Below are 10915 nucleotides of genomic sequence, written 5' to 3'. Positions count from 1 at the left end.
GGCGCATCCCGGTCCCCGGTGCAGCTGACCAGCGCAACGGCCGCCACCACCGCCACCGCGACCGCCCGGCCCCGCCGCCCAAAACCCTGATCCACCCGGCCGAGCCTACCGCCGCCCACGCCGCCGATCATGGAGTTGTGGTGGGTGACGAACCGGTTGAACCAGCCCGATCCGGCCACCACAACCGCATGATCGGCGAGACGGTGGGGGTTAGCGGTCGAGGACGAGGCCGACCTTCTGGAATTCCTTGAGGTCGCGGTAGCCGCACTTGGCCATCGCGCGACGGAGGCCGCCGAACAGGTTGAGCTGGCCGTCGGGCTCGTCGGCGGGGCCGAAGAGGAGACGCTCCATCGAGCCGATGGGTTCGCCGGCGGCTTCGAAGGCGCCCCGGGGCAGGGACGGGTGGCTGGCTGCGGAGTGCCACCAGGCGCCGCCGGCCGGGGCCTCCTCACAGAGCGACAGCGGCTCGCCGAGCATCACCGCGTCCGCGCCGCAGCCGAGCGCCTTGGCGATGTCACCGGAGGTCCGGATGTCGCCGTCGGCGATCAGGTGCACGTACCGGCCGCCGGTCTCGTCCAGGTAGTCCCGCCGGGCCGCGGCGGCGTCGGCGATCGCGGTGGCCATCGGCACCCGGATGCCGAGCACCGACTCGGTGGTGGACCACTCGTCGCCACCGATGCCGACGATCACGCCGGCCGCGCCGGTCCGCATGAGGTGCAGCGCCGTCTTGTAGTCGGTGCAGCCGCCGACGATGACCGGCAGATCCAGGTCGGCGATGAACTCCTTGAGGTTGAGCGGCTCGTCGGTGGTCGAGACGTGCTCGGCCGAGACGATGGTGCCCTGGATGACCAGGATGTCGACGCCGGCGTCGAGGATCACCGGGGCCAGCGCCAGGGTGTGCTGCGGGGAGACCCGCACCGCCACCGTGCCGCCGCCCTCACGCAGCTCGCGGACCCGCTCGGTGATCAGATCCGGCCGGATCGGGTCGGCGTACACCTCCTGGAGCCGCTTGGTGGCGCGGGCGTCCTCGCCCAGGCCGGCCAGTTCCTCCAGCACCTTGGTCGGGTTCTCGTAGCGGGTCCAGAGCCCCTCGACGTTGAGCACGCCGAGGCCACCGAGCTGCCCGAGCCGGACCGCCGAGGCCGGGCTCATCGTCGCGTCGGAGGGATGCCCGACGCAGGGGATGCCGAACTGGTACGCGTCGAGCTGCCAGCCGGTGGAGACGTCGTCGACGTCCCGGGTACGGCGGCTCGGCACGATCGCGATGTCGTCCAGGTGGTAGCCGCGCTGCGCGGTCTTGCCCAGCCCGATCTCGACCACGTCACGCATGGGGACTCCAGGTGTGTTCGGGGGTGGTGGGGGGTGTCAGCGAGTGTGGTAGTTGGGCGCCTCGACGGTCATCTGGATGTCGTGCGGGTGGCTCTCCTTGAGCCCGGCCGCGGTGATCCGGATCAGCTGGCCACGCTGGTGCAGCTCGGAGATGCTCTCCGCACCGGCGTACCCCATCGCCAGCCGCAGGCCACCGACCAGCTGGTGGGCGACCCGGGACAGCGGCCCGCGGTACGGCACCTGGCCCTCGACGCCCTCCGGCACCAGCTTCTCGTCGCTGGTCACATCCTGCTGGAAGTAACGGTCCTTGGAGTACGACTTGGCCTGCCCGCGGGACTGCATCGCGCCGAGCGAACCCATCCCGCGGTACGCCTTGAACTGCTTGCCGTTGACGAAGATCAGCTCGCCCGGGCTCTCCTCGCAACCGGCCAGCAGACTGCCGAGCATCACCGTGTCGGCACCGGCGACCAACGCCTTGGCGATGTCGCCGGAGTACTGGATGCCGCCGTCACCGATCACCGGCACACCGGCCGGGCGAGCCGCCCGGGCGGCCTCCATGATCGCCGTGATCTGCGGCACGCCGACACCGGCCACGATCCGGGTGGTGCAGATGGCGCCCGGCCCCACGCCGACCTTGACCCCGTCGGCCCCGGCGTCGACCAGCGCCTTGGTGCCCGCATAGGTGGCCACGTTGCCGCCGACGATGTCGATGGCCACGTCCTTCTTGAGCCGGCTGACCATGTCCAGCACGGCCCGCTGGTGCCCGTGGGCGGTGTCCACGATGATCACGTCGACACCCGCGTCGACCAGCGTCCGGGCCCGCTTGTACGAGTCCTCGCCGACGCCGATCGCCGCCGCCACCCGCAGCCGACCGGCGTCGTCCTTGGTGGCGTTCGGGTACTGCTCGCTCTTGGTGAAGTCCTTGACCGTGATCAACCCGCGCAGCTTGCCGGCGCCGTCGACGATCGGCAGCTTCTCGACCTTGTGCTGGCGCAGCAGGCCCAGCGCGTCGTCCTTGCTCACCCCGACCGGCGCGGTGACCAGCGGCGCCCGGGTCATGATCTCGTGGACCTTCGTGTCCGGGTCGGAGACGAAGCGCATGTCCCGGTTGGTGACGATGCCGACCAGCTGCCCCTGGGCGTCGACCACCGGCACTCCGGAGATGCGGTAGCGCCCGCAGAGCTGGTCGACCTCACGCAGCGTGTCGTCCGGGCTGGCGGTCACCGGGTTGGTGATCATGCCGGACTCGGAGCGCTTCACCAGGTCGACCTGGAGCGCCTGGTCCTCCACGGAGAGGTTGCGGTGCAGTACGCCGATGCCGCCCTGCCGGGCCATCGCGATCGCCATCCGCGCCTCGGTCACCGTGTCCATCGCGCTGGAGAGCAGCGGAATGGAGAGGGTGACGTTGCGGGTCAGCCGGGTGACGGTGTTGACCCGGCTGGGCACCACGTCCGACTCGCCCGGCTGAAGCAACACGTCGTCAAAGGTCAGCCCCAGCGGCACCACCCTCGCCGAGCCGGCGGGCAGCTCGGGCAGATGGCCGCCCAGTTCGCCACCCTCGGTGCCGGTGGAAAGGTCGGTACGGGGCGAATTCTCCACGATTGCTCTCCTGAGCTGTTCGAACGGGCTTCAGTGAGGTGGCGCGGCGGGCACCGGCGTACGCCGGGCGAGGGTGCGTCAGCCCCATCGTACCCAGTGGCCGGGGTGACACCGGCGTCCGGCGCGTACGGGCGGCGGCGGTCACACCCGAGCACTCCCGACGCCCATCGCCCAGCGCGGCGACGGACTCCCGGCGCCCATCGCCCGGCGCGGCGGCGAGTTCCCGGCGCCCATCGCCCGGCGGCGAGTTCCCGTTACCCATCGCCCGGCGGCGGGCTCCCGGTGCCCATCGCCTGGTGCGGCGGCGGGCTCCCGGTGCCCATCGCCTGGGTCTACGGTGAGGGGGTGCAAGACGAGCCCATCGACCCGTTCACCGGCGACCCGACCGATCCGGCGGCCGACCTGGACGATCCCGGCCGCGAGGCCCCGCTCGATCCGCTGACCGAGGTCGAGCGCCAGGACGTGCTGGAGGACCTCGCCGACCTGGAGATCTACCAGGCGCTGCTCGCGCCGATCGGCGTACGCGGGCTCGTCATCGAGTGCGAGGACTGCCGCGAGCCGCACTACTTCGATTGGGACCTGCTGCGGGGCAACCTGCGCCATCTGCTCACCTCCGGGCGTCCCCGGGTGCACGAGCCGGCCTACGACCCCGATCCCGACCACTACGTCACCTGGGACTACGCCCGTGGCTACGCCGACGGTGTGCACGACACCCTCAGCGAGGGCACCGAGGACGAGGCCGACGCCAGCAACTGACCTGTTCCGTCCGGCCGCCAGGCCGGAGTCCGTCCGACCAGCCGGGGCTCAGGCAACCGGGCTGGCCTCCCATCCGACCAGCTGGGCTCAGGCGACAAGCCCGGCCCGCCCAGCCGTCGGGCTCAGGCAGCAAGCCCGGCCCGTCCGGCCGTCGGGTCAGGCGACGAGCCCGGCGCGGAAGCCGGCGGCCACCGCGTGCGCGCGGTCGCGGGCGCCGAGTTTGCGGAACAGCCGCCGGGCGTGGGTCTTCACGGTGTCCTCGGAGACGAACAACTCGCGGCCGATCTCGGCGTTGCTCTTGCCTTCGGCCATGCCGAGCAGCACCTGCAACTCCCGCTCGGTGAGGCCGATCGCGGACCGTTCGGGCCGGGCCGGCGCGGCCTTGCCCGGCTCGGGCTCGGCATCCGGCTCGGCCGGGTCGTCGCCGCGCTGCGCCGGCACCATCGCCGGCCCGCCCGCGGCGTCGACGCCGTTGGCCGACCAGGGCGGCGCGGGGTCGCCGGCGGGTCGGCCGCCCTGCGCCGGCCGGCCCGGACTGCCGACTGCCGCCGCGTCCCGGGCCGGATCCGCGATCCGGTGCCGGCTGGCCCGGCCGGGCGCGGACAGCAGCAGCAATGCCTTGGCGACCGCGCTGGTCAGGTCGTGGTCCACGCCCTGGATCAGCCCTCGCGCCCCGGCGCTGATGGTCGCCGCCGCCGCCTCGGACTCCTCCGCGCCGAGCAGCAGGACGGCGGCCTGCGGCGCGCGGGCCAGCACCCGGCGGACGAAGCCGGCACTATCCGGCCGGGTGAGCGCCGTGTCGGCGAGTACCACGTCAGCGGGACGCTCGGCCAACCGCAGCATCACCTCGGGATCGGAGACGGCCGTCCGGACGGCACCGGACAGTCCCAGCCGCGCCGCCGCGGAGGTCAGGTGCTGCGCCGCGAGCGGCGTCCGAACGCACACGAGAACCGTACGCACAGTGATCTCCTCTCCGCACACGAGCAGACCATGACCGGGTGGGCTCGGGAGGAGGTTCCGGGCAATCCTCCCAACTTTTCCGACAGATAGGGCATATGCCGCAAGTCGTCAGAGGTTCTGGATCAAAGACGTGTGAGTCGAGCACGGTCCGGGTACCGAGGGGGTCAGGCCGGGAACGGTGCGCCTGCGCGGCCCGCCGCCCGGACAGCCGGCCACAAGCATCTCGCGGTGCCGCGCGAGAGGAGGGGTGCTGATGTCGAACGTACGCAGATTGCCCGGACCCATCGTCGACCTCTGGGATTGGCAGCGGCTCGGTGCCTGCCGAGGCCGGGACAGCGCCCAGTTCTTCCACCCCGACGGCGAACGCGGCTCCTCGCGGCTGCGCCGGGAATCCGCCGCCAAGTCCGTCTGCCGCACCTGCCCGGTCCGCGCCGAGTGCGCCGCACACGCCCTGGCCGTGCGGGAGCCGTACGGGGTGTGGGGTGGCTTCACGGAATCCGAACGGCTGCGACTGCTCGCGGTCGGCTGGGAGGATCTCGCCGACCGCCGGAAGACCCGCGTCGACATCACTCGGCTGGAGCTCCGGCTGGGCAGTTCCCACAAGTCGACGGTCCCCACCCAACGCAACGTCGCCTGACGACGCCCGCCAACGCCGCGTTTCCGCCCCGGAAACGCGGCGTCCGCACACTCTCTGACCACCCCCTTAAGAGATCTTGGACAGTTACCGTCAATCGCTGACGGTAACTGTCCAAGATCTGGACGGGCGGCGCCGTAACGGGGCGGGCGCCGTGACAGGGCGGCGCTGTGACGGGGCGGTGGGATCGGGTCAGCTGACGGTGAGGGTGACGGTGTGCCAGCCGGTCGCGCCGTCCGGGGCCACGTCCTGCCGCTGGCCGGTCTGGGTCTCGCCGGTACTGTCCGTCGCCCGCACCTGGAGGGTGTGCTCGCCCGGGGTGGCCTGCCACCGCCACGACCATTGCACCCAGGTGTCCACCGAGACTGTCGGGGCCAGCTCGGCCTCCTGCCAGGGGCCGCCGTCGACACGTACCTCCACTCGGCGGATGCCCCGATGCTGTGCCCAGGCGACGCCGGCCACGGTGACCGGGCCGGCGGCGGGTCGGTGGCGCGGGCGGGGCGTGTCGATCCGCGACTGCGTCTTCACCGGCCCCTGTGCGGACCAGCCTCGGGGCACCCAGTACGCGTCGAAGTCGGCGAAGCTGGTCAGCTCCAGCTCGGTGATCCACTTGCACGCCGACACGTAGCCGTAGAGGCCGGGCACCACCATCCGGGCGGGAAAGCCGTGCGCGACCGGTAGCGGCTCCCCGTTCATCCCGACGGCGAGCAGGGCGTCCCGCCCGTCGCGCAACAGGGCGGTCGGGGTGCCGCAGGTCCAGCCGTCGACCGAGCGCCCGACCACCTGGTCGGCACCGTCCAGCGGCGCCACCTCGTCGAGCAGCTCCCGGATCGGTACGCCCAGCCACCGCGCGTTGCCGATCAGGTCGCCGCCGACCTCGTTGGAGACACAGGCCAGCGTGACGTACCGCTCGACCATCGGCCGGGCGAGCAGGTCGGCGTAGCTCAGCGTGATCGGGTTGCGGACCCGGCCGTGGATGCGCAGCCGCCAGGACTCCGGGTCCACCTGCGGCACCACCAGTGCCGTGTCGATCCGGTAGAAACCCCGGTTCGAGGTGACATAGCCGGCGAGGCTCGGCAGCGCCAGGTCGGCCCCGGCCGGCACCGGCGGCGCGGCGGAGACCGGCGCGGGCAGGATGATCGCCTCGCGGGCGGCGGACACCCCCCGCCGACCGGCCAACCATCGCCCGGCGACACCGCCGACGGTGGCCACCCCGAGCACCGTGCCCACGCCGGAGAGGAAACGCCGCCGCGACCCCGGATCGACCGGCCCGGACTCACTCCGACCCCACGCACTCGCGCCAGACACACCCCGATCCGACGCACTCGCGCCAGACACACCCCGATCCGACGCACTCGCGCCAGACGCACTCCGGCCAGGCGCACTTGGGCCAGACACGCTCCGGCCAGGCGTACTTGGGCTAGGCCCGCTCCGGCCAGGCGCACTTGGGCCAGACACGCTCCGGCCAGGCGTACTTGGGCTAGGCCCGCTCGTGGCGGGATCGAGTTGACCGGCCGGCTCGGCAGGCAGCGGCCCGGAAGCGGCAGCCGGTCCCGAGGTCGCACCCGGACCAGAGCCGGCATGCCGGCCCGTACCGTCGGCGGTCGCTGGGAGCGGGGTGGGTGAGGACCAGGGCCATGGGTCGAGTTCCAGCGGGCCGGCGACGAACGCCCACAGTGTCACCGCGCCGACCAGCGCCCCGAGCAGCGACGGCAGTGCGTCGACGACATCCGCGCCGGCCCGGGTCAGCGCCGCCGCCGTGCCGAGCGTGGCGAAGGCCGCGATGCCGGCCAGGCCCACCGCCAACCGGCGGGCGGCCAGCATCCCCAGCAGGGCGGCGAAACCGCCGAGCAACAGCGCCGTCCCGACCAGCAGGGCGATTTTGTCGTACGTGCCGAACAGCGCGATGCCGAGCCGCTTGACCAGTTCGGGGGCGGTGTCCACGACCAGTCCGCCGACCGCGACCAGCGGCGACGAACGGGGGCCGGTCAGCGCTGCCACCAGTTCGGCGGTGCCGATGGCCGCCGCGGCGGCGGTGACGCCGGCGAGGGCGGCAAACCGGGGTGTCGTGCTGCTCACCGACCCAGTGTTTCCGACCGGGACGCCCGCCCGGTAGCCACGTCAGCGTTCCGTAATCCTTCCGGCCCCGGGCTGACTCCGCACCAGCCCGGCTCCGAACCGCGACAGGCTCCGGACGCGCGTGGGGCGCACCGTCGATGACGGTGCGCCCCACGTCCGGCTTACGGCTGGGTCAGAAGCCCGGGCCGTGCTGGTGGCTGTGCCCGTGGCCGTGGCCACCGGCGGCAGCGGGCTCCGGCTCCTTGGGCTTCTCCACCACGAGGCTCTCGGTGGTGAGCAGCAGACCGGCGATCGACGCGGCGTTGGTGACCGCGTTGCGGGTCACCTTGACCGGGTCGATGATGCCGGCCTTGACCAGGTCGACGTACTCACCGGCGGCGGCGTCGAGGCCGTGGCCCCACTCCTTCCCGGTGACCTTCTGCACCACGACGTAGCCGTCGTGTCCGGCGTTCTGGGCGATCCAGCGCAGCGGCTCGACCAGCGCCTTGCGCACGATCGACACGCCGACCTTCTCGTCACCGGTGAAGCCGAGGTCGTCGGCGAGCACCGGCAGGATCTGCGCCAGGGCGGCACCGCCGCCGGGCACCGTACCCTCCTCGACCGCGGCCTTGGTCGCGGCGATGGCGTCCTCGATGCGGTGCTTGCGCTCCTTCATCTCGACCTCGGTGGCCGCGCCGACCTTGACCACCGCGATGCCACCGGAGAGCTTGGCCAGCCGCTCGGCGAGCTTCTCCCGGTCCCACTCGGAGTCGGAAGCCTCGATCTCCTTGCGGATCTGGGCGACCCGGTCGGTGACCTCGCTGGCCTGGCCGCCACCGTCGACGATCGTGGTGTTCTCCTTGTCGACCACGATGCGCCGGGCGCTGCCCAGCACCTCCAGGCCGACCTGGTCGAGCTTGTAGCCCAGCTCGGGAGCGACCAGCTCGGCACCGGTGAGGATCGCCATGTCCTGGAGCATCGCCTTGCGGCGGTCGCCGAAGCCAGGAGCCTTGACCGCGCAGACCTTGAGGGTCTTACGGATCGCGTTGACCACCAGGGTGGACAGCGCCTGACCCTCGACGTCCTCGGCGATGATCAGCAGCGGCTTGTTGTTCTGGAGGACCTTCTCCAGCAGCGGCAGCAGTTCCTCGATCGCCGAGATCTTCTGCGTGGTGATCAGGATGTATGCGTCCTCCAGGACCGACTCCTGCGCCTCCACGTCGGTGACGAAGTTCGGCGAGATGAAGCCCTTGTCGAACTGGAGGCCCTCGGTGACCTCCAGCTCGGTCTGCAGGGCGGAGCCTTCCTCGACGGTGATCACACCGTCGCGGCCGACCTTCTCCATCGCCTCGGCGATCAGCTCGCCGATGGTGGCGTCCTGCGCGGAGATCGTCGCGACGTGCGCGACGGACTTCTTGTCGGCGACCTCGACGGCCTTGCCGAGCAGCGCCTCGGAGACCTTGGCCGAGGCCGCGTCGATGCCCCGCTTGAGGCCGGCCGGGTTGGCGCCCGCGGTGACGTTGCGCAGGCCCTCGCGGACCATGGCCTGGGCGAGCACGGTCGCGGTGGTGGTCCCGTCGCCAGCGACGTCGTTGGTCTTGGTCGCCACCTCCTTGACCAGCTGCGCGCCGAGGTTCTCGTACGGGTTGGTGAGCTCGATTTCCTTGGCGATGGTCACGCCATCGTTGGTGATCGTGGGCACACCGAATTTCTTGTCGAGGACGACGTTGCGCCCGCGCGGCCCGAGGGTGACCTTGACCGCGTCCGCGAGCGCGTTGACACCGTGCTCCAGCAGGTGCCGGGCGTCGTCCGAGAAGCTCAGGATCTTCGCCATGAATGTCCCTTCGAAGCGACGTTGCCCCGGCCCGGCGAGCCGGACCGGGGCAACGACACTGATCGGTTGCTTACTTCTCGATGACCGCGAGGACGTCGCGGGCGGAGAGCACCAGGTACTCCTCGCCGGCGTACTTGACCTCGGTGCCGCCGTACTTCGAGTAGAGGACGGTGTCGCCGACCTTGACGTCGATCGGCACGCGGTTGCCCTTGTCGTCGATCCGGCCCGGGCCGACAGCGAGGACGGTGCCCTCCTGCGGCTTCTCCTTGGCGGTGTCGGGAATCACGATGCCCGACGCCGTGGTGGTCTCAGCCTCGTTCGCCTGGACCACGATCCGGTCCTCGAGCGGCTTGATCGCAACCTTGGTCGCGGTAGTCACGGGCATACCCTCCTGGGGTACTTGGTTTCGTTGCCGGTCGGCACGCCGACCGGCGTCAATCTGCCACATGCCACCGGGCGGGGCCGTCGTCGCGGGTGCCGGTCCGCCTGGCGTTCAACCTCCGGACACCAGGGCCCGGAAGTTGGCACCCTCAGGGTGAGAGTGCTAATCGCAGGTTATTCCTCGGCTAGCACTCCGTCAAGGAGAGTGCCAACGCCCTCGCCTCGTGTCGCCACCATTTCGCCACTCTTCCGCCAGGGTTGACCGCAACACGCCGACATTCACTTCCCGCCGAGTAACCGTCTCCCCACCCTCCGGCTCGACCACACCACGGAGGGCGGACGGATGACCGACATTCCAACCCTGGGGTTCCTGGGGGACCAGCTGCGCCGGGCCCGCCAGGCACGCGGGATCAACCAGGAGGAACTGGGCAAGCTGATCAACTACTCCTCGTCGTCGGTCGCGGTCGAGACCGGCCAGAAGCCGCTCAGCCACGACTACCTGGCCCGGTGCGACAAGGTGCTGGAGACGAACGGCCTCTTCGTCGGGCTGCTGGAGCTAATCCGGCTACACGCCGCCCCGGACTGGTTCCGCCCCTGGGAGGAGATTGAACGGGAGGCAGTCTCACTGCGCTGGTGTGACCCGACGGTGGTCCCGGGCCTGCTTCAGACCGAGGCATATGCGCGGGCGATGCTCCGGGTCGCCACGCTGCTGACCGACGAGCAGGTCGAGAAGCGGGTGCTGACCCGGATGGCCCGGCAGGACGTGCTCACCCGCGACCAGCCGCCGCAGCTCGTCGCGGTGCTGGACGAGCACGCGCTGCGCCGGCAGGTCGGCGACCGGACGACCATGCGGGAGCAGCTCGCGCACCTGATGGCCGTCAGCGCTCAGCCGCACGTGCAGGTGCGGATCATCCCGGCCGAGACCCCGTGGCACACCGGGCTTTCCGGCCCCTTCATCCTGGCCCGCCTCGCCGACGGCACCGAGGTGGCCCACCTGGACAACCAGCTCCGGGGGCAGACCGAGGACGGCCCGAGCGGCCTTGCCACCCTGGGACGTCGTTGGGAGACTGTGGCCGGTGAGGCGCTGCCGCGCCGGCAGTCCGCCCGCCTGATCGAGGAAGTGGCGAAGTCATGGACCTGACCCGCGCCACCTGGCGCAAATCCACCCGCAGCAACAACAACGGCGGCGCCTGCGTCGAGGTCGCCGACAACCTGCCCGGCGTAGTCGCCGTCCGGGACAGCAAGGACCCGACCGGCCCCGCGCTCGCCTTCACCCCGGCAAGCTGGCGCGCCTTCATCGCGCCCCACCGCCCCGCCAGCTGATCCCACTCGCCAGGCCGTCTCAAGATCCTTCGGGTCGACCC

11 protein-coding genes are annotated in these 10915 nt (G+C 71.5%); 4 read left to right on the top strand and 7 right to left on the bottom strand.

The genetic code is table 11. The annotated features are described in order from the left end of the window. From C1I95_RS27310 to guaB, 3 genes are all read right to left on the bottom strand, one after another. A partial coding sequence (locus tag C1I95_RS27310; protein WP_146605860.1) for a hypothetical protein occupies positions 1-182 on the bottom strand: 182 nt, incomplete at its 3' end. A gap of 28 nt (positions 183-210) precedes the next feature. Then, positions 211-1329: a GuaB3 family IMP dehydrogenase-related protein gene (locus C1I95_RS27305; RefSeq protein WP_111217993.1), complete on the bottom strand. Its 1119-nt coding sequence runs from the start codon at positions 1327-1329 to the stop codon at positions 211-213. 36 nt (positions 1330-1365) lie between these two features. Then, positions 1366-2928, bottom strand: a complete 1563-nt coding sequence (gene guaB / locus C1I95_RS27300; protein WP_111217992.1) for an IMP dehydrogenase — start codon at positions 2926-2928, stop codon at positions 1366-1368. A 345-nt stretch (positions 2929-3273) separates the two neighbouring features. Here guaB and C1I95_RS27295 point away from each other — a divergent pair, with 345 nt between their 5' ends. Beyond that, positions 3274-3684, top strand: a complete 411-nt coding sequence (locus C1I95_RS27295; RefSeq protein ID WP_111217995.1) for a DUF5319 domain-containing protein — start codon at positions 3274-3276, stop codon at positions 3682-3684. A gap of 156 nt (positions 3685-3840) precedes the next feature. Here C1I95_RS27295 and C1I95_RS27290 read toward each other — a convergent pair whose 3' ends face one another. After that, complete coding sequence (locus tag C1I95_RS27290) at positions 3841-4644, bottom strand: helix-turn-helix transcriptional regulator (RefSeq protein ID WP_111217991.1); 804 nt, start codon at positions 4642-4644, stop codon at positions 3841-3843. 253 nt (positions 4645-4897) lie between these two features. Between C1I95_RS27290 and C1I95_RS27285 the strand changes: the two genes are divergently transcribed. After that, a complete protein-coding gene (locus tag C1I95_RS27285; protein ID WP_111217994.1) occupies positions 4898-5281 on the top strand; it encodes a WhiB family transcriptional regulator in 384 nt (127 codons plus the stop codon). A gap of 189 nt (positions 5282-5470) precedes the next feature. Here C1I95_RS27285 and C1I95_RS37145 read toward each other — a convergent pair whose 3' ends face one another. From C1I95_RS37145 to groES, 3 genes are all read right to left on the bottom strand, one after another. Continuing rightward, the gene (locus C1I95_RS37145) at positions 5471-7078 is read right to left on the bottom strand and encodes a molybdopterin-dependent oxidoreductase (protein WP_438941344.1); all 1608 of its coding nucleotides are present in this window, start codon (positions 7076-7078) and stop codon (positions 5471-5473) included. Positions 7079-7529: 451 nt separating this feature from the next. Further along, positions 7530-9170: a chaperonin GroEL gene (gene groL / locus C1I95_RS27275; RefSeq protein WP_111217989.1), complete on the bottom strand. Its 1641-nt coding sequence runs from the start codon at positions 9168-9170 to the stop codon at positions 7530-7532. Positions 9171-9240: 70 nt separating this feature from the next. Then, the gene (groES, locus tag C1I95_RS27270) at positions 9241-9549 is read right to left on the bottom strand and encodes a co-chaperone GroES (protein WP_012015047.1); all 309 of its coding nucleotides are present in this window, start codon (positions 9547-9549) and stop codon (positions 9241-9243) included. A 345-nt stretch (positions 9550-9894) separates the two neighbouring features. Between groES and C1I95_RS27265 the strand changes: the two genes are divergently transcribed. Together C1I95_RS27265 and C1I95_RS27260 are read left to right on the top strand one after the other, a co-directional pair. Further along, positions 9895-10692, top strand: coding sequence for a helix-turn-helix domain-containing protein (locus tag C1I95_RS27265; protein WP_111217988.1), 798 nt, complete (start codon positions 9895-9897; stop codon positions 10690-10692). After that, positions 10683-10874: a DUF397 domain-containing protein gene (locus C1I95_RS27260; protein ID WP_111217987.1), complete on the top strand. Its 192-nt coding sequence runs from the start codon at positions 10683-10685 to the stop codon at positions 10872-10874. Before C1I95_RS27265 ends, C1I95_RS27260 begins: the two co-directional genes overlap by 10 nt. Positions 10875-10915 lie beyond the last annotated feature (41 nt).

It is taken from the genome of Micromonospora craterilacus (genome assembly GCF_003236315.1).
Classification (GTDB): domain Bacteria; phylum Actinomycetota; class Actinomycetes; order Mycobacteriales; family Micromonosporaceae; genus Micromonospora; species Micromonospora craterilacus.
Note: the sequence above shows the minus strand (reverse complement) of the source record. Positions and strands in the feature narration are given on the sequence as shown.